19 protein-coding genes and 2 pseudogenes are annotated in these 17,819 nt (G+C 33.2%); 17 read left to right on the top strand and 4 right to left on the bottom strand.

Annotated features, from left to right (window positions below):
* Positions 1 to 9: 9 nt before the first annotated feature.
* Positions 10 to 1,680, bottom strand: coding sequence for an IS1634 family transposase (locus tag AAGD45_RS07475; protein ID WP_341760830.1), 1,671 nt, complete (start codon positions 1,678 to 1,680; stop codon positions 10 to 12).
* Between the two features lie 125 nt (positions 1,681 to 1,805).
* On the opposite strand from AAGD45_RS07475, the gene AAGD45_RS07470 reads away from it, so the two are divergent.
* From AAGD45_RS07470 to AAGD45_RS07460, 3 genes and pseudogenes are all read left to right on the top strand, one after another.
* Positions 1,806 to 2,108: a hypothetical protein gene (locus tag AAGD45_RS07470; protein WP_341761276.1), complete on the top strand. Its 303-nt coding sequence runs from the start codon at positions 1,806 to 1,808 to the stop codon at positions 2,106 to 2,108.
* Positions 2,109 to 2,289: 181 nt separating this feature from the next.
* Positions 2,290 to 2,445 carry a hypothetical protein gene (locus tag AAGD45_RS07465; RefSeq protein ID WP_341761275.1) on the top strand — a complete coding sequence of 52 codons (156 nt, stop codon included), beginning with the start codon at positions 2,290 to 2,292 and terminating at the stop codon, positions 2,443 to 2,445.
* Positions 2,438 to 2,569 (top strand): annotated as a pseudogene (locus AAGD45_RS07460) (IS481 family transposase); the annotation flags it as partial. The gene AAGD45_RS07465 and the pseudogene AAGD45_RS07460, both read left to right, overlap by 8 nt.
* Positions 2,570 to 2,598: 29 nt before the next feature.
* Here the strand turns inward: AAGD45_RS07460 and AAGD45_RS07455 are convergent.
* From AAGD45_RS07455 to AAGD45_RS07445, 3 genes are all read right to left on the bottom strand, one after another.
* On the bottom strand, positions 2,599 to 2,721 hold the full coding sequence (locus tag AAGD45_RS07455; RefSeq protein WP_341761274.1) for a hypothetical protein: 123 nt from the start codon (positions 2,719 to 2,721) through the stop codon (positions 2,599 to 2,601).
* A gap of 78 nt (positions 2,722 to 2,799) precedes the next feature.
* Positions 2,800 to 2,988: a hypothetical protein gene (locus tag AAGD45_RS07450; RefSeq protein ID WP_341761273.1), complete on the bottom strand. Its 189-nt coding sequence runs from the start codon at positions 2,986 to 2,988 to the stop codon at positions 2,800 to 2,802.
* A complete protein-coding gene (locus tag AAGD45_RS07445) occupies positions 2,966 to 3,190 on the bottom strand; it encodes a ribbon-helix-helix domain-containing protein (protein WP_341761272.1) in 225 nt (74 codons plus the stop codon). Before AAGD45_RS07445 ends, AAGD45_RS07450 begins: the two co-directional genes overlap by 23 nt.
* A 250-nt stretch (positions 3,191 to 3,440) precedes the next feature.
* On the opposite strand from AAGD45_RS07445, the gene AAGD45_RS07440 reads away from it, so the two are divergent.
* The 14 genes and pseudogenes from AAGD45_RS07440 to AAGD45_RS07375 all read left to right on the top strand — a co-directional run bounded on the left by AAGD45_RS07440 (position 3,441) and on the right by AAGD45_RS07375 (position 17,799).
* On the top strand, positions 3,441 to 3,881 hold the full coding sequence (locus tag AAGD45_RS07440) for a hypothetical protein (protein WP_341761271.1): 441 nt from the start codon (positions 3,441 to 3,443) through the stop codon (positions 3,879 to 3,881).
* Entirely contained in the window at positions 3,865 to 4,083 is a 219-nt protein-coding gene (locus tag AAGD45_RS07435; protein ID WP_341761270.1) for a hypothetical protein, read from the top strand. Before AAGD45_RS07440 ends, AAGD45_RS07435 begins: the two co-directional genes overlap by 17 nt.
* A 209-nt stretch (positions 4,084 to 4,292) precedes the next feature.
* Positions 4,293 to 5,147, top strand: coding sequence for an SDR family oxidoreductase (locus tag AAGD45_RS07430; protein WP_341761269.1), 855 nt, complete (start codon positions 4,293 to 4,295; stop codon positions 5,145 to 5,147).
* Positions 5,148 to 5,156: 9 nt separating this feature from the next.
* Positions 5,157 to 6,167 (top strand): polysaccharide biosynthesis protein, encoded by a 1,011-nt coding sequence (locus tag AAGD45_RS07425; RefSeq protein ID WP_341761268.1) that lies wholly within the window; start codon positions 5,157 to 5,159, stop codon positions 6,165 to 6,167.
* Positions 6,160 to 7,287 carry a non-hydrolyzing UDP-N-acetylglucosamine 2-epimerase gene (wecB, locus tag AAGD45_RS07420; protein WP_341761267.1) on the top strand — a complete coding sequence of 376 codons (1,128 nt, stop codon included), beginning with the start codon at positions 6,160 to 6,162 and terminating at the stop codon, positions 7,285 to 7,287. The genes AAGD45_RS07425 and wecB overlap by 8 nt, the downstream gene beginning before the upstream one ends.
* Positions 7,288 to 7,320: 33 nt before the next feature.
* Positions 7,321 to 8,133, top strand: a complete 813-nt coding sequence (locus AAGD45_RS07415; RefSeq protein ID WP_341761266.1) for a 2OG-Fe(II) oxygenase — start codon at positions 7,321 to 7,323, stop codon at positions 8,131 to 8,133.
* 6 nt (positions 8,134 to 8,139) lie between these two features.
* Positions 8,140 to 9,372, top strand: a complete 1,233-nt coding sequence (locus tag AAGD45_RS07410) for a glycosyltransferase family 4 protein (protein ID WP_341761265.1) — start codon at positions 8,140 to 8,142, stop codon at positions 9,370 to 9,372.
* Positions 9,369 to 11,213, top strand: a complete 1,845-nt coding sequence (locus AAGD45_RS07405) for a hypothetical protein (protein ID WP_341761264.1) — start codon at positions 9,369 to 9,371, stop codon at positions 11,211 to 11,213. The genes AAGD45_RS07410 and AAGD45_RS07405 overlap by 4 nt, the downstream gene beginning before the upstream one ends.
* Before the next feature lie 9 nt (positions 11,214 to 11,222).
* Positions 11,223 to 12,992, top strand: coding sequence for a glycosyltransferase family 2 protein (locus AAGD45_RS07400; protein ID WP_341761263.1), 1,770 nt, complete (start codon positions 11,223 to 11,225; stop codon positions 12,990 to 12,992).
* A 386-nt stretch (positions 12,993 to 13,378) separates the two neighbouring features.
* Entirely contained in the window at positions 13,379 to 14,284 is a 906-nt protein-coding gene (locus AAGD45_RS07395; RefSeq protein WP_341761262.1) for an Rpn family recombination-promoting nuclease/putative transposase, read from the top strand.
* Positions 14,285 to 14,478: 194 nt separating this feature from the next.
* The gene (locus AAGD45_RS07390; RefSeq protein WP_341761261.1) at positions 14,479 to 15,048 is read left to right on the top strand and encodes an OmpH family outer membrane protein; all 570 of its coding nucleotides are present in this window, start codon (positions 14,479 to 14,481) and stop codon (positions 15,046 to 15,048) included.
* Between the two features lie 20 nt (positions 15,049 to 15,068).
* Positions 15,069 to 16,523: an NADP-dependent isocitrate dehydrogenase gene (locus AAGD45_RS07385; protein WP_341761260.1), complete on the top strand. Its 1,455-nt coding sequence runs from the start codon at positions 15,069 to 15,071 to the stop codon at positions 16,521 to 16,523.
* Positions 16,524 to 16,530: 7 nt separating this feature from the next.
* Complete coding sequence (locus tag AAGD45_RS07380) at positions 16,531 to 16,818, top strand: Na+/H+ antiporter subunit G (protein WP_341761259.1); 288 nt, start codon at positions 16,531 to 16,533, stop codon at positions 16,816 to 16,818.
* Positions 16,815 to 17,799: pseudogene (locus AAGD45_RS07375) on the top strand (DUF4040 domain-containing protein). Before AAGD45_RS07380 ends, AAGD45_RS07375 begins: the two are co-directional and overlap by 4 nt.
* Positions 17,800 to 17,819: the final 20 nt, after the last annotated feature.

Below are 17,819 nucleotides of genomic sequence, written 5' to 3'. Positions count from 1 at the left end.
ATTATTTTGTTATTTTAAATATATTTCAGCATGGTCTGAACGCTTGATGTTAAAGGTTTTATAGATTTTTCTAGCTTCGTTTTTTATTGCACTTGGTAGTCTATAAAGATCACCAGTCTTTGTATGTCTTAAGATTGAAGCCTGTACTGATATTAATAATTCAACGATGTTAGTTACACTGATCTTTTGGGTCAGAGCAACCTTGTATTCTATAGTTTTAAGCACTGCAAAACTCATATAACACACAGCTATGTGTGCTTCTATCCTTTGTTTAGTCCAGTGAAAAATTGGACGCATTTGTAAATTATGTTTATTGATTCTAAATTGCTCTTCAATTACCCATAATCTAGCATATTTTGCTATTGCTTCATGTGGAGTTATAGTTTGGTCATTGGTGATTACCCCATGTATGCCATCCCACAACGCATCCTGCTCTATCTTCTCTGCGTCAATATAGCTCTTGCCATTTTCACTAGAAGTATATTTTTTTACTCCACTATTAGATATAAGTTTTTTAGTACTACCAGACTCACCAATAGTCTTATTAATTTTATCTAAAATTTTTTGTCGCTCCTGTGCATCATTAATAGCCCTTTTAGATTTATAACTGGTAATTAGACGTTTACCATCATGCTCTAGATCGGCAATCCAAGTAAGATCATTGCCTATAACAGTAGGCTTATAGTTTTCCTCTGATAATATTTCTTCTTTCTTTTCTTTCTTGAGTGTTTTAAGCTTTGCTGCCACAATATAACGATAACCACCTTCATCGAGAGCTTGCAAGTTAGCTTTACTAAACATTGCACGATCAGCAATAAAACAGACATCTTTAACTTTAAGATACGCTTGCCAGCTGTTAATTGATTTAATTAAGGTGCTAACTTCTGCGGTATTACCACTAAACAGCTCATAGCCAAGTGGTAATCCATCCTCATTAGTTGCTAGGGCAAGAACTAGTTGGGTAGTATTAAAGCGATGATCTTTACTATAGCCAAAGGCTCTTAGCTCATCTATTTCTACTGATTCAAAGTATAGTGTAGTGACATCAAAAAATACTAGGCTAATCTCTTTATTAGGAATCAGGGTTAGGGTGTTTTTAAAGCATAATTCTTTAATTTTAGGTATTTGCTCATGTAATTTGTCCATCATCCGATAAGTAGCATCTAGATCATGATGCCTGTCAAATTGATCGCTTAAATACTCAACTATCCCTTTTTTACTATTTGGTCTTACCATACGGGCTAACACTAAATCCTTCAGCATCCCAGCGTCACGTTTCCTTGCTAGTAACTGGTTAAAATGCATTTGATCATAAACATGCCCCCCTATTTGATGCACTCCTTCAACAACTCGCTTGACTTCTACAACCTCATTTAGTTTTACTTCGTTAACAGGTAGAATATCTTTTAACAACTTGTTAGTTGGACGACCTCTTTTAACCTCGTTAGTATCATCAGTAAACAAATTCCTCTGCCCAATTGCAGCTTCTCTCTCAGCTTTAATCTTGGCAATCAAATCTTGTGCTAGGGCAACTAATTTAGCTTCTTCTACTTCATCTATGAAGACTCCTAAATGACGTACTATACGCTGTTTGACGTTACCTTTACTATCACGATAACCTTCCACTATTTGAATAGATTGCCTTGGACTATTAGGAGTTTTTTTACGACGTATGTACATATTAGGGCTATAAAATATGGGGCTATATTCAATTAATTAAATAATAAACAACATCGCAGTTAAAGTCAATAATAAAATATCTACTAGGCACAACAGAACGAGAGTACCACTTCACCTCCTTACTAATGCCACTTATAACAACTAATATCAAAAAATCTGCGGAAGTCAGGAGGATAGAAGCACACATAGCTGTGTGTTATATGAGTTTTGCAGTGCTTAAAACTATAGAATACAAGGTTGCTCTGACCCAAAAGATCAGTGTAACTAACATCGTTGAATTATTAATATCAGTACAGGCTTCAATCTTAAGACATACAAAGACTGGTGATCTTTATAGACTACCAAGTGCAATAAAAAACGAAGCTAGAAAAATCTATAAAACCTTTAACATCAAGCGTTCAGACCATGCTGAAATATATTTAAAATAACAAAATAATGTTGTGCCTAAATTTTAAAAATCCTAGCACTATGAGCCTTCTAAGCTTATGCCTTATTAAAAAATGCGGAAGTCGGGAGGAGATACTTTAGTTAAGTTAGACAAAGCATTGTCGTGGACAGAAAGAAATAAACCAAAAGATAATTTTAAAGAAATTATTGAGAAAATTGAACATGTCTAAAATAAAAATAGACATGAATAACCTAGAGTTTCAAAATGACTTATTTGCTCTTGAGAAAAATGACCAATTAGCATTAATTAAGGTGTTAAAAAAAATAAGTCAGTTAACTTGGATTGAATTGTATGCAGATCAAGGTCTAAAATGGTAAACATTGTTTTGGTAAAACACCAATGCAAACTTTTAGAGATTCACTTTATATTGCTAAAGATAAAAATATTAGTAATATAGAGAGAATATCAGACAACTTGGCTATTACTTATCAAGCTGCCTGATTATTACTTATTGTCAGATTAAGTCGTAACTAGTACATATTATCAAAAGAAAGCTGACTTTCAAAAATATCGGAAAGTTTTGATAATCCTGGTTCTCTTTTCTTTTTTTCTGATTGCAGTTTTGGTTTTTTATAAATATTCCTTGTGGTCATTGAGTATAAACCTCATCCCTTATCGCTACTCTTAAAACAAGCACTATTGATAGCTCTTCTTCTATGCTACAAATCACTCTATAACTTTCCTATTCTATATCTCCATAATCCAATATAATCATATTGCATTGACTTGCCTAAATCTTTAGGATGGCTACATCTTAGTACCTTATTTTTAAAATAATTACTGATTAACCCTTGCGATGTTTTATCTAGCTTTCTAAATTCTTTAACAGCCTTGAGATCAAATTCGACTTTCCAAGTCATTATTATCTTCCAACTGCTCTAAAGATATTCTAGGATTTTTTTGCTCTAACCTGTTTAAAGCTATAAAATAATCTTCCCTTTCTTCCAAAAAGCCCTCTACTGCTTTTCTGATAAGATAACTTTTCTTTCTCTCTATAATTTTTTCAAGTTGGTCTAGTCTATTATAAAGATCATTTGGTAGCTTTGATGTGATTGTATGCATAGGTATACTTTTAATACATTTATATACTATTGAATTATAGTATATACTTCTTGTAAAGTCAAATTAATCGTTCCAAAGCGTATTAACTTAAAGCATAGATTATTTTATGAAGTGGATGAAGTAGGTAGCAGAATAAAAATCTTACGCATGTGGAGTTATTATGCTGATAATTAATGAGCAAAAAGTAATTAAATTGATTATGGAGATGACAAGGTTGAAGAAAATTTAAAAGCAAAAAGAGGTAAAAATAATGGATAGATTTGATAAGAGCAAAGCTTGGGGAGAGGTGAAGAAGGCATATATATTCCAAACTGTCATAATACTAATATTTGTAGCAATTATTTTTAGTGTAGTTATTCCAAGAGTCATGCCTCCTGCTAGAATAAATAATGAAGTTTTGGATATCAAGCAGCTAGATAGGAGAGATAATAAAGCTGATAAGATGAAACAAATAGTGATTCGCATGATACTTGCTGGTTTTGATGATCATGAAATTAGCAGTATTGGTGCTGGAGATGTGTTTATGAATCATTCGTTGCGCTATGATGTAGAGAGTATGAGCGACAAACAGATTGTAGAATTTTATGATATTAGGATTTATGAATTAAATAGTTTGAGGAGATGGGCTGAGAAAAGGAAGTTATGTAAGGCTAAATTGTTAGAAGAGAAGATCAATGCAGAGAAAAAATGATTTGTTATTGATTATTTGTTTAGCGTTTAGCCATGTGGCAATTGCCAAGGATTTTGGTAAGCAAGCTGCAACTTTTGAGATTAAGGAAGAAGGTTTTGTCCTCATACTGATTATCTTTCAAAATAGAATTAATAATTTAATTCCAACTAATGATAGACCTAATACTAAATTATACCATGATACCATGTTAATTCTATTTTGAAAGATAATCAGTATAACTACTCAATAACCGTTGCTTCATCCATTCTCCAACTGTTCCAATGGCTTGTATAGTGACAATTAAAATTACCGGATGGCGACAATATGACAAGATTTGGAAAAGTTATCTATTTTAAAGAATGAGTTTGGTGATATAATAACGTAACCTCATGAATCCTAGCAAAAACTGAATAAAAGCTTGAAGAATAATCTATGAAAATATTAATCCTTGGTATAACAGGCATGCTTGGTAATGCCATGTTTAGGTTTATGGCTGAAGATCATAACCTTAACGTTTACGGGACAGCTAGGAATAATGGTGCTTGCCGTTATTTTTCTGAAGAGTCATCTAAACAACTCATTGCCCCAGTAAATATAGAAAATCATGATTCTCTTATTAAATTATTTGCAACAATTCGACCTGATGTGGTAGTAAATTGTATTGGGCTAATTAAACAACTAGAGGATGCAAATGATTACCTACAAGCACTATCAATTAATGCTTTGCTTCCTCATAGACTTAGTATAATATGTCAAGCTATAGGCTCTCGTTTTATACATGTTAGTACAGATTGTGTATTTTCTGGGTCTAAGGGTAACTATACAGAGAGTGATTTTGCGGATGCTAATGATCTCTATGGTCGTTCAAAGTTTTTAGGGGAAGTAAGTTATCCTAACACTATAACACTTCGTACTTCAATTATCGGACATGAGTTATCGGGAGGTAAGAGTCTCATTGGCTGGTTTCTTGCACAAAAAAAACAAGTTAGAGGGTTTGTCCAAGCCGTGTTCTCTGGACTTCCAACTATTGAATTAGCAAGAATAGTTCGTGACATCGTTATACCGCGACCCGATATGTGTGGACTTTATCATGTCGCAGCAAAACCGATCAATAAATATGATTTGTTAAAACTTGTGGCTAGTACTTATAAAAAAACAATCGAAATAATTCCATCTAATGAACTGGTCATTGATCGCTCACTTAATGCCGAGCTTTTTAATAAGGCAACGGGATATGCACCGCCTGAGTGGTCAGAGTTAATTCAACGTATGTATAAATTTAAATAAAAGGTAAGAATGTTTGTTAATAAAATTTTAATGATTACTGGAGGTACGGGGTCATTTGGTAACACAGTGATGAAACGATTACTAGAAAGTGATATTAAAGAAATTCGCATATTCAGTCGGGATGAAAAAAAACAAGAAGATATGAGGATTGCTTTCAATAATCCAAAGCTTAAGTTTTATATTGGGGACGTAAGAAATTATGATAGTATTTACTATGCTATGAAAAATGTTAATTATGTGTTTCATGCTGCAGCCTTGAAGCAAGTTCCATCATGTGAATTTTATCCGATGGAAGCAGTACGAACTAATGTACTGGGAGCTGAAAATATGATGAATGCAGCTATTGCCAATGGTGTTGAGCGGGTTGTGGTACTCAGTACTGATAAGGCAGTATATCCTATCAATGCCATGGGTTTATCAAAAGCAATGATGGAAAAATTGTTGATAGCTAAAGCTCGAATGAGTTCTAAAGGAGATACTATCCTGTGTTGTACTCGTTATGGTAATGTAATGGCTTCCCGGGGTTCAGTAATACCTCTTTTTGTTAATCAAATTAAAGAGGGGAAACCGCTAACTATTACCGACCCAAATATGACACGTTTCTTAATGTCACTTGAAGATTCTGTAAATTTAGTGTTATATGCTTTTGAACATGGTCAACAAGGTGATATTTTTGTGCAGAAATCTCCAGCTTCAACGATTGAAGTATTAGCTCATGCTATAAAAGGATTATTTAATGCTAATAATGAGATTCGTTTAATTGGTGTGCGTCATGGAGAAAAGATCTATGAATCTTTGATTTCTTGTGAGGAGATGGTTAAAGCTGAAGATTTAGGAAATTATTACAAGATTCCTGCTGATAATCGTGATCTCAATTATTCAAAGTTTTTTGTAGAAGGAGATCTAAACGTTGCTTCTCTAACTGACTATACATCATCTAATACAGAAAGATTGAATATAGAACAAGTTAAAAAACTTTTACTAACACTTGACTTCATTAAAGAGCAACTTAATGCTTAAAGTAATGACCATTATTGGTACTCGCCCAGAACTTATTAAAATGTCTAGAGTAATTTCTGAGTTTGATGAGTATACTAATCATATTTTGGTTCATACAGGGCAAAATTTTGATTATGAACTAAATCAGGTTTTCTTTGACGATCTTAACATTCGTAAACCAGATTATTTTTTAGAAGCTGCTGTTAGTGGTAATGCAACACAAACCATTGCACGCATTATTGAGAAAACTGATGAGGTTTTAGGAAAAGAACAACCAAATGCATTGTTGCTTTATGGTGATACGAACTCCTGCCTTTCAGTTATCGCAGCCAAAAGGCAAAAGATACCAGTTTTTCACATGGAAGCTGGCAACCGTTGTTTTGATCAAAGAGTACCAGAAGAGCTAAATCGTAAAGTAGTTGACCATTTAAGCGACATCAATATAGTTCTAACTGAACATGCCCGTCGTTACCTTATTGCCGAAGGTGTATCGCCAGAGCGAATTATCAAGTCTGGTTCGCATATGCAAGAAGTGTTAGGTTATTTTATGCCTAAAGTGCATCTATCAAATGTGCTAGATAGGCTAGAACTTCAAGCTCATCAATATTTTTTAGTCAGTATTCATCGTGAAGAGAATGTAGATGTGTCAGCCAATTTACAGGACTTACTTAATACTTTACAGATGTTGGTTAAAGAATATGATATGCCCGTGATTGTATCAACACATCCTCGTACACGTCAGCTGTTAGAAAAATTAGGTATTAAAGGTTTGGATAAACAAATTCGGTTTTTAAAACCATTCGGTTTTCTAGATTACATAAAATTGCAAATGGAGGCTTTTTGTATTTTATCTGATAGTGGTACAATTACTGAGGAAGCTTCTCTTCTTAAATTACCAGCAATTACCATTCGTAATACTCACGAAAGACCTGAGGGGATGGATGAAGGTGTTTTGATAATGAGTGGTCTTAAAGTAGAAAAGGTTCTAGATGCTGTGCGTATTGTAACCAAACAACATAGTAAATATAGTCATTTACAAACAATCGTTTCAGATTATAATGCTGGCTTAGTATCTCAAAAAATACTCCGTATCGTTTTGAGCTACGTGGATTATATTAATAGAGTTGTGTGGTTTAAGTGAATTAGTACCACCTAAATGTACATAAAGGTTTGTATGACTAGAATATCTCAGGCTAATTTGCCTTGTCGGTTCTCTCAATCTCAAATGAAAGAGTTTGCACTACTTGCAAGCAATAAGATTATTGATGCAAAAAATAATGGTATGTATTATCTTGAGCCATTTAAACACCTAGTAATCGATAATTTTTTACATGCTGATTTAGCTCAAAGTTGTTTAGATAATTTTCCTTCCCCTAATGAAGATATATGGGATAGAAGCTATGATGAAAATATTGAGATAAAACAAAGGACTATATGGAAATCAGAATTTGATATACCGGAAGCTATTGTTGATACTATTCGTTTGCTCAATTCGTCTATATTTCTTTTAGCCTTATCAGAGACTTTTAATATTAGAAAACTTGTGCCTGATCCATATTTTACTGGTGGAGGGCTTAATGTCACAATGCCAAATGGTTTATTAGATGTACATGTTGATGGTAATTATCATGATGCAACGGGACTTAATCGTCGTATGAATGTTATTATATATTTGAACCCAAAATGGCAAGAAGGATGGGGAGGAGAATTTGGAATCTATAATAATAATGGCGAGAATTGTTTAAAAAAGCTTGCTCCATTATTTAATCGTCTTGTTGCATTTGATACGCACGATAAAAGCTATCATGGTTTACCAGATCCATGTAAATTTCCAGAAGGTGAATATCGTAAATCGATCATTTTATATTACTATACAAAAGCCCCTCGGGAATCTATTAATAATATTATTGACAAACCTCATAGAGCTCTGTGGAAAAAACGTAATTTTACTGATAAGGATGGTAATATTATTAGAGAATATAGCTGAGATTTTATGAGTAGTAGTTTAATGAAGATACTGCAAGTGAATGGATACGAATCACCAGGTCGTAGATTTAGTGGATTATCTATAACACCACTTCTCAAAAAATATGGTATTGAATCTCGTCATTTAATTTGGGAGAAGGATACTCAAAATCCAGAAATACTAACTTTTGAAGGAGCAATAGCTCGAAAAATTAATCGGGTAATTAATAAAATAGAACGAATTACTTCTTTACAGTCAGTACTGCATTTGAACGCTTCGCGAATGATCAAAATGCCGGCCTTTAAAGAAGCTGATCTTATTCACCTTCATATTATAAGTTCAGGATATTTTTCTATATCAGATTTATCAAAGATTACCAAGCTAAAGCCAACGGTTTGGACTTTACATGATCCTTGGGCTATGACAGGACATTGTATTCATCCGTTTGATTGTAAACGTTGGATGACTGGTTGTGGTAATTGTCCTGACCTGACTAGCCATATACCACTTGCTAAGGATAATACTAGATTTTTATTTAATTATAAGCGTGCAGCTTACAAGAGATCTGATTTCGATATCATTGTAGCCTCAAAATGGATGCAAGATATGGTTAATAATTCACCAATGTTTGAGAATAAACTAGTTCATTTAGTGCCATTTGGGTTAGATTTAAACTTCTTTTCTGCTGCTGCTTGTCCAAATGCACGAAAGCTATTTGATATTCCTGAAAATGCTTTGGTAATATGCTTTCGGGTAGAGCAAAATGAGTTTAAAGGAGTACCTTATATTATTCAGGCACTCGAACGTATTAAGTCAAAGCAGCCAATTTGCTTATTGACTTTGAGTAGTGGAGGAGCATTATTACAGCAATTTGCCGACCGATTCCAGATAGTAAATCTTGGTTGGACTAATGATGAAGAATTAGTGCGGGAGGCATTGGTAGCTGCAGATATTTTTTTAATGCCATCAGTTGCAGAAGCATTTGGCATGATGGCAATTGAAGCAATGGCCTGCGGTAAACCTGTAATTGTTTTTGAAGGTACTTCATTGCCTGACGTTACTTTTGCTCCAGATATTGGTTTGGCAGTACCTATGCGTGATGGAGAAGCTTTGTACTTAGCACTACAACACTTAATTGATAATCCGGATGAATGTAAACGGCGAGGACAAAAAGGTAGAATGATGGCTGAATTGCATTATGGAGATGAAGCCCAAGCTAAAAAGTTAGCTGATATTTATAATAGGGTTGTTGCTAGATGAAAATTTTACTTTTAACAGATATGCCTCCTTGTCATAATTTTACTGCAGGATTAGTGCTAGACCGTTTAATACGGTTTTTACCAATTGAACAAATTGCAATTTGCTCAATTGTACACCCCCACCTTAAACCAATCATACCTAAAGAATTAGAGATAATTCCTCACCTTAAATTGATAAAACCTCGGGAAATGGCTCCGAGGAGATTATGGGGCAAAGCAGGTAGATTACTAGCACTTGTCTTTGAGTTAATTCAAGCAATGCGGGTAAAATACTCAATATTACCGCAAATTGTTAATTTTGCAAAACAACAGCAAGTTGATGCATTATGGGTGGTGTTGGAAGGTCAAACTATTGTACGTTTAGCTAGACCTCTTTCTTGTAAGTTAGCATTACCATTATTTACTCAAGTATGGGATCCTTTCGAGTGGTGGTTGCGTGAGAATAATATTGATGTATATACTAGGCGACGACTTCTAGCAGAGTTCGATGAGGTCATAAAACATAGTAAGTCATGTGCATCTGCTTCATGGGCAATGTCAAAGACTTATTCGCATAAATACGGTGTGCGTAGTATACCTGTAATTGCTAGTTTACCTAATAAATTTGCCAAGATACCTGCAACAAGAGCACATGAGAATAGAAATGAATTTATCATTGCTATAGCAGGACAATTATATGCACAAGATGCATGGCAATGCCTTATTAATACTCTAAATCAAGTTAATTGGTCTATAGCAGGAAGGCGAATTCGTCTTAGAGTCCTTGGGGCTCACTTTCAGGTATATACTCAGACGCCAACTAATTTCGAATATCTAGGATGGCAGTCACAAGAAGAAACCATCAATTTCTTAGAAGATTCAGATCTCCTGTACATGCCGTACTGGTTTTCAGAAGAGTATCGTCTTGAGGCTACCAATAGTTTTCCTGGAAAATTGGTCTCCTATTTTGCCGCTGGTCGTCCTGTTTTTTGTCATGCACCATATTATGCATCACCTACTAGATATATAGCCAAGCATAATGCAGGGATTTTGTGTACATCTATGGATTCTCTAGTTGTTTTGCAAAAACTAGAACATGCTATCCTAAATATAACTTCATATGCAATAGTGACAAAAAATGCTACTGCTTGTTTTTTAATGGACTTTACTTTAGAGCATATGCAAAAAACATTTTTTGAGTTTTTAGGATTAGATAGTGCATCAAAAAATAACTTAAAGAATAAATTCTCTGAAGTATATGATAAGAATATTTTTGGAGGCTCTGTATCACGTTCTGGCGAAGGGTCTGATCTATTACAGACGGAAATTGTTAGAAACGAGATACCAAAGATTATTAGAGAATTTAAAATTAAAACCTTTCTTGATGCTCCATGTGGTGATTGGTATTGGATGCAAAAGACAGAGCTTGAAATAGAACAATATATTGGAGTTGATATTGTAGATGCTTTGATAGAAAAAAATAAAGAAGAATTTGGTAATACTACAAGAATATTTAAAGTTTTGAATCTAACTAAAGACACTTTACCAATAACTGATCTTATTTTTTCACGAGATTTACTAGTACACCTAAATTTTGAAGATGCATTTAAAGTAATAGCTAATTTTAAAAAATCAGGTGCTACTTATCTATTAACAACAACATTTGTAAATAGAGGGTTAAATGAGGAGCTTAAAGAAACTTTTTGGCGTGTTTTAAACTTGCAACAACCACCGTTTAATTTTCCAAAACCAATTTTATTAGTGAATGAGGGTTGTACAGAAGATGGGGGGTTATATTCTGATAAAAGCTTAGGACTTTGGTTATTAAAGGATATCTCATTATCATTTAGACAAGTTATGTGAGGTATTTCAATGAGCAATAGCCTCTTTTATCCAAAAGTTTCAATCGTTATTCCCGTTTACAACGGTGCTAATTATATGCGTAAAGCAATAGATAGTACAGTTGTTCAGACTTATAAAAATTTAGAAATTTTAGTTGTTAATGATGGATCAAATGATAATGGTGAAACGGAACGTATAGCTTTATCTTATGGTAACAAGATTCGTTATTTTTCCAAACCAAACGGTGGGGTAGCTTCAGCCTTAAATTTGGCAATTAAGGAAATGACAGGAGAGTATTTTTCGTGGCTTAGTCATGATGATGTTTACAATCCAAATAAAATTGAACATCAAATTAATATACTTAATACTCTTCCCAATCGTAATACGATTATTTACGGTGGATATGAAGTTATAGATCATAAATCCAAATCACTGTCTTTTACAAGACCAGATAAAATATTATCAGTGGAAAAATGTAATATCCCATTATTCCCTCTTATGCGAGGATTAATTCATGGATGTACTCTTTTAATACCCATAAAATATTTCCGTGAAATTGGTACTTTTAATGAAACATTATTAACTACCCAGGATTATGCACTTTGGTTTGAGTTTCTACGGATAGCACCTATTCATTTTGATGATCGTATTTTAATTAAAAGTCGTACTCATCTAGACCAAGGAACACATAAAATTACTAGCCATATGAATGAATGTAGTGAATTATGGTCTGGGTTTCTCAGAAGGTTAACTTTAGAAGAAATGACTATAATGGAAGGATCGCCTTATTTATTCCTGCATCGTACTAGTGTTTTTCTTGCAAATGCTTCTTGTTATCAAGCATCTGAACTAGCTGATTCAATGGCTAAGGATATCTTAACCGATATTAAGATTAGTGTAATTATGCCAATTTATAATAGAATTGATTTGGCAATTGAGTCTATAAAGAGTGTTATTGCACAAACTCATAAGTGTTTTGAATTGATTATAGTAGATGATGGTTCTGAAGATGATGTATCTAGGTTGATTGAGGAGTGCAATAAAGATAGTAGAATTAAATATATTCGTAAGGAAAATGCAGGACCAGCAGCGGCACGTAATCTAGGTATTAAACATGCATCTGGGCAGTACATAGCGTTCATTGATTCTGATGATTTGTTTTATGACAATAAACTTGAGGTTCAATTGAAGTTTATGGAGGATAATAGTTTGTTATTCTCGCATACTTCTTACCATAGAATAGATTGGGTTGGAAATTTGATAAAATATATAAGCTCTGGTACTTTTAGCAAGCAAGTTTTTCCAAATATTATTACTAAATGTCCAATAGCAATGTCTAGTGTAATGGGAAAAACCTCCCTTTTTATGTCAAACAAATTCCCTGAAAATATAAAGATTGGTGAAGATATATGCTTGTGGATATCTATAGCAAGCAAACATGATATAGAAGCAATTGATTTGGCCTTATCATGTGTTAGAGTTAATTATGGAATTAGTAATTGTTTCAATAATAAAAAAATGACAATAAGGTTAATTAATATTTCCTTATTTGTTATGAATGATGAATATTTAAGTCAATTTGATAAGCAAGTTAAACCTTTACTATTATCCGCAACAAAGATACCTAGCTTTTCATCAAGTAAATTAATAAAATTTAATGACGTACCTACTGTATTATTTAAGAGTTACAAACCTAATATAATAGTACAATTAATTTTGATGATCGTAAGATCACTACGTGTAGATGGTTTTAGAATAACGTGGAATAAAATTTGTAGGAAACTAGGTATACTCCAATGATGGTTTTGATACTGTTTTAAGAGCAGCAAACAAAATGCTACGTATTATGTAAAAACATAAACAAACTATTAGAACAGTTTGTTAGAAGACAAGCATTAAATTAGGATTAAAGTAATTCTTCAGCAACCCAATCTCCACCTACTTTACTCTCAAAAGAGCAATTAAAATCAATTTATTTGCAGCTTTTCAGTGGAGAAAATGCTAGAATAGTCTTAGAAGATTTAGCCTACATAAGTGGTGTGTATCGCAGCAATTTCATGCGGCAAGAAAGCAACTACACCGCTTTCAATGAAAGCATGCGAGCTTTGTTTTTGTACATATGCTCGCAAGCGTCAAAAGATGATGGAGTGGATAATATTGAAGGAAATTTATAATGAGGATAGCTTATGAGTACGAATAGTAAAACACTGGTATCGTTAGATTATGCGATTAAATATCTACTCAAAGATAAAGGTGATTATGAAATAATCGAAGGCTTTATTTCGGCTATCCTTAAAGATGCTGGTTACTTACCAGTAAAAATCACCGCTTTACTAGAGAGTGAGAGTAATAAAGAACGTAAAGACTTAAAGAAAAGCGTAGCTGACGTTATCGTTGAAGACCAGCAAGGTCATAAATATATTGTGGAAATAGATCGTTCAACTACCCACACTTTTCTCCACAAAGCTTGCTTTAATAGTTGTCGGTTGATTGTTGATAATATCAGCTCAGATCAGGATTATAGTGATATCAAAAAAATATTTCATATCAACTTAATATATTTTGTGTTGAGCGATATAAGCTCTCCATTATATCACGGTCAGACTATATTTAGAAAAATGGACAGGGAACATCCAGTAGACTTACATCTTGCTGATATGGGTTGTAGGTTTTTTGATGTTCACAATGTATTTCCTGAATATTTTGTTATTTCCGTACCACTTTTTGATGGTATTATAAAAGATGAGTTGGATGAGTGGTTATATTTTGCCAAACATTCTGAGGTTAAAGATGATTTTAAGTCGCCTTATATGAAGAAAGTAGCAGAATGTCTGAGTGTTCTAAAAATGACTCCAGAAGAACGTCAGCACTATCAGAATTATGTCAATGAATCGCTAAAAGAACGTGATTATATAGTTGCAGCTAGAACTGAAGGTAGAGCTGAAGAAAAAATAGCAATGGCAAAAAAAATGCTAAAAGAAAATTTTTCTATAGAAACTATAAGTAGAATAATAGAACTATCCATAGAAGAAATAGAAGTGCTACGTGAGAATTTGGCTGAAGACACAACTACTGTACTTGACGAAAATTAAATAGGAAGGGTATTGAATTGCTGTATTGGAAAAATAGAACGACCGTTGTTCATAACTGTTGAAAGTTAAAAAAGATATTATTTTTGTAAAAACATATTAGTGGAAGAAATTTTTGGTATATACTGCAAAAAATTGAAGAATTTAGAAGAGAAAATTCTATGTGGATCAAAAACACTAACATTAGTATGATAGTTATGTGGTCAAAACGATGTCATAGCTGGTTAACAATAATATTTTGTTTAATAATTAACAGCTATTCAACTATTTATGCTTCTAATACAAATATTGAAAATAGATTTGCGACAAGAATTGCTATTGTAGATATACACTCTATTCTAGAATATTCTGTAGCAATCCAGTCTATAAGAAAATCTGTAGACCAAATAAGCGAAAAAATTCGACAAGATCTATCAAAGAAGGATGGAGAGCTAAAAGAAATAGAGAATCTATTAATGGAAAAACGTAATTCTTTAAGCGAATCAGCTTTTGAACAAGAATTTAGTGTTTTTGAAAATAAAATAAATATAGCCCAAAAAGAAATACGAGATAGGAAAGTACGTCTTGAACAAGCCCATGCTGAGGGTATAGGGAAAGTACAAGAAGTGATCACAAAGATTATAAGTGCTTTAGCAGAAAAGTATAATCTTGATCTAGTTATACCTAGTACTCAAATTTTATTTGCTAAAAATAGTCTGAATATTACGCAAGAAGTGATAGCAGAACTAAATAATAAATTAAAACATGTTACAATTAAATACGAATAATTTGTTATAGAGGTTTATCAATGACAGAATTTACTCCCATTACAGTAGCTTATGGTGATGGTATAGGTCCAGAAATAATGCAAGCAGTACTGTATATTTTAAAAGAAGCTGAAGCAAGAATACGTATAGAAATGGTGGAAGTAGGAGAGAAATTATACCAAAAGCATTATACTTCAGGGATAGCACAAGATACTTGGGAATCATTGGCAAGAACTAAGATTCTTCTAAAAGCCCCTATTACCACTCCTTTAGGTGGTGGGTATAAAAGTTTAAATGTAACTCTTAGAAAAGCCCTATCTCTTTATGCCAATGTTCGCCCTTCTGTCTCTTATGCCCCTTTTGTTAAAACACTCCATCCAAATCTAAACGTGGTTATAGTACGGGAAAATGTTGAAGATTTATATGCAGGAATCGAATATCGCCAGACTCACAATGTTTATGAATCTCTTAAACTAATCAGCAGAGTTGGTAGTGAAAGAATTATTAGATATGCCTTTGAATATGCGATAAAAAATAACCGTAAAAAAGTCACATGTTTTAGTAAAGATAATATTATGAAACTTTCTGACGGAATTTTTCATAAAGTTTTTGATGAAATTGCTGGTGAATATAAGCAGATTCAAAGTGACTATTATATAATAGACATAGGCACTGCAAGACTGGCAACACAGCCAGGATTATTTGACGTCGTTGTAACCTCAAATCTGTATGGGGATATTATATCTGACGTAGTGGCAGAAATCTCTGGATCAGTAGGACTTAGCGGTTCTGCCAATATAGGTCAAAATTATGCTTTATTTGAAGCTGTACATGGCTCTGCCCCGGATATTGCAGATCGTAACTTGGCGAATCCTTCTGGTTTACTTAACGCAGCAATTATGATGCTAGTTCATATCAAGCAAAAGGATATTGCTGCATTAATAGAAAATGCTTGGAAAAAAACCATTGAGGATGGAGTTCATACTGGGGATATCTATGATGAGAAAATATCTAGCAAAAAAGTTGGAACTAAGGAATTTGCTGATGAAGTAGTGAAAAGACTAGGTTCCAAACCTTCTAAGCTCGCAGCAGCTGCATATTCATCGTCAACTGCCCAAGAAACTATTGACAAGATATATTCGATTAATACTAAAGAAGCTAAAGAATTGGTAGGTAGTGATATATTCATACAGATGGAGGCTTTGACTGCCCATGATGTAGCAGCAAAAATTCAAACTATCAATTTAGGTGACTTAGAATTAAAAACCATAGCTTCAATGGGACTTAAATTATGGCCAAGAGATGAGAGATTTGAACTACTGTCTGATCATTGGTGCTGCCGCTTTATGGCAAAGAAAGATGGGGAAAGAGTAACGCATTTATCTATAGCCCATTTACTTGAAGCTCTAAGCGAGGCAAAAGTAGACTTTATTAAAATTGAAAATCTATTTGAATTTGATAGGAAAACTGGATATTCGCTTGCTCAAGGAGAATAGAATATTTATGTTTTTTGTTATCGGTTATGGATTAATCTTACTTGGAATTATAGCAATATTTTCCGGGATTGTTGGACTCTTTAAATTTCCTGATTTCTATACAAAAATTCATGCTGCTAGTGTAATTGAATGTTGCGGTGTACCTTTATCACTTGTTGGTCTTGCATTTTTACAACATGATTTTACCAGCTCTTTTAAATTAGTTTTTGCCTCTATATTGATTTTAATATTAAACCCGATATCTACTCATGCAATTGGCAAGGCTGCTTTATTAGGAAAAACTAACCTAAAATGATTGATCGTTTATTTATGATACCAGAAATAATAAATTTCCAACTAGCTAGCTGGTTGCTTATGGTAATCCTTATAATGCTTGCCATCGTATCAATTAAGATTATATTTTGTAATTCTTTATTAGAAACAGTAGTAATAAATTCTATTTTTAGCTTACTTATTGGTTTATCTTATCTTCTTATGGACGCTCCAGACGTGGCAATGACTGAGGTGGCTCTAGGTAGCTGTTTGTCTAGTTGTGTCTTCCTAAGCTTTCTCACTAAATTGCAAGACATACAGAAATGTGATCTTAAACCAACACGAGTAATAAGTTCATCAATTATATGTTTAATGTTCATAGTAACATTTAGCTTTGCAGGACTTGATTTACTAGAATATGGATCTATAGATTCTCCTATACAAAGTCACCTAACCAAATATTATATTGAAAATACTAAAAATGATATTGGTATTCCCTCTTTTGTAGCAGCACTACTAGCTAGCTACAGAGGTTATGATACTCTTGGAGAAACGGCAGTCATTTTAATTGCTGGAATATCGGTATTATTGCTATTTTCACAAAAAAGTAATGAACATGCTTAAAGATTTTATCATTATAAAACATTCTACTCTTTTTATCTTACCTTATATATTTTTATATGGTCTATATATTCAAATTAATGGTGATGCATCACCAGGAGGGGGATTCCAAGCTGGAGCTATATTTGCTTCTATGATAATTGGTTTTGATTTAGTTCATGGTCAGTTCAAATTAAAACAATATTTTTCTACTGATTTACTAGTTGGTATGGCTACTATCGGGGTACTTATCTATGCCATGACCGGTATGGTATCAATATTATTTGACGATAATTATTTAAACTACTATTCTCTTGCAAATGATAAATTATTAGCTCAACATATTGGTATCTTTATCATTGAAATTGGCGTTGGACTTTGCGTTGCATCGGTTATGTGTTTAATATATTCTATAACTCGATAATCAAGTTTTTTAGAATTATT

It is taken from the genome of Candidatus Tisiphia endosymbiont of Thecophora atra, assembly GCF_964026395.1.
Lineage (GTDB): Bacteria > Pseudomonadota > Alphaproteobacteria > Rickettsiales > Rickettsiaceae > Tisiphia.
This window is presented reverse-complemented; position numbering and strand designations above follow the sequence as displayed.

Excerpts from the sequence above, each read along its gene's own strand:
- AAGD45_RS07425 (WP_341761268.1), top strand. The coding sequence starts at position 5,157 with ATGTTTGTTAATAAAATTTTAATGATTACTGGAGGTACGGGGTCATTT.
- AAGD45_RS07470 (WP_341761276.1), top strand. The coding sequence starts at position 1,806 with ATGCCACTTATAACAACTAATATCAAAAAATCTGCGGAAGTCAGGAGG.
- AAGD45_RS07380 (WP_341761259.1), top strand. The coding sequence starts at position 16,531 with ATGTTTTTTGTTATCGGTTATGGATTAATCTTACTTGGAATTATAGCA.
- AAGD45_RS07410 (WP_341761265.1), top strand. The coding sequence starts at position 8,140 with ATGAGTAGTAGTTTAATGAAGATACTGCAAGTGAATGGATACGAATCA.
- AAGD45_RS07440 (WP_341761271.1), top strand. The coding sequence starts at position 3,441 with ATGGATAGATTTGATAAGAGCAAAGCTTGGGGAGAGGTGAAGAAGGCA.
- AAGD45_RS07405 (WP_341761264.1), top strand. The coding sequence starts at position 9,369 with ATGAAAATTTTACTTTTAACAGATATGCCTCCTTGTCATAATTTTACT.
- wecB (WP_341761267.1), top strand. The coding sequence starts at position 6,160 with ATGCTTAAAGTAATGACCATTATTGGTACTCGCCCAGAACTTATTAAA.
- AAGD45_RS07415 (WP_341761266.1), top strand. The coding sequence starts at position 7,321 with ATGACTAGAATATCTCAGGCTAATTTGCCTTGTCGGTTCTCTCAATCT.
- AAGD45_RS07450 (WP_341761273.1), bottom strand. The coding sequence starts at position 2,988 with ATGACTTGGAAAGTCGAATTTGATCTCAAGGCTGTTAAAGAATTTAGA.
- AAGD45_RS07475 (WP_341760830.1), bottom strand. The coding sequence starts at position 1,680 with ATGTACATACGTCGTAAAAAAACTCCTAATAGTCCAAGGCAATCTATT.
- AAGD45_RS07465 (WP_341761275.1), top strand. The coding sequence starts at position 2,290 with ATGTCTAAAATAAAAATAGACATGAATAACCTAGAGTTTCAAAATGAC.
- AAGD45_RS07435 (WP_341761270.1), top strand. The coding sequence starts at position 3,865 with ATGCAGAGAAAAAATGATTTGTTATTGATTATTTGTTTAGCGTTTAGC.
- AAGD45_RS07385 (WP_341761260.1), top strand. The coding sequence starts at position 15,069 with ATGACAGAATTTACTCCCATTACAGTAGCTTATGGTGATGGTATAGGT.
- AAGD45_RS07430 (WP_341761269.1), top strand. The coding sequence starts at position 4,293 with ATGAAAATATTAATCCTTGGTATAACAGGCATGCTTGGTAATGCCATG.
- AAGD45_RS07455 (WP_341761274.1), bottom strand. The coding sequence starts at position 2,721 with ATGACCACAAGGAATATTTATAAAAAACCAAAACTGCAATCAGAAAAA.
- AAGD45_RS07395 (WP_341761262.1), top strand. The coding sequence starts at position 13,379 with ATGAGTACGAATAGTAAAACACTGGTATCGTTAGATTATGCGATTAAA.
- AAGD45_RS07445 (WP_341761272.1), bottom strand. The coding sequence starts at position 3,190 with ATGCATACAATCACATCAAAGCTACCAAATGATCTTTATAATAGACTA.
- AAGD45_RS07400 (WP_341761263.1), top strand. The coding sequence starts at position 11,223 with ATGAGCAATAGCCTCTTTTATCCAAAAGTTTCAATCGTTATTCCCGTT.
- AAGD45_RS07390 (WP_341761261.1), top strand. The coding sequence starts at position 14,479 with ATGTGGTCAAAACGATGTCATAGCTGGTTAACAATAATATTTTGTTTA.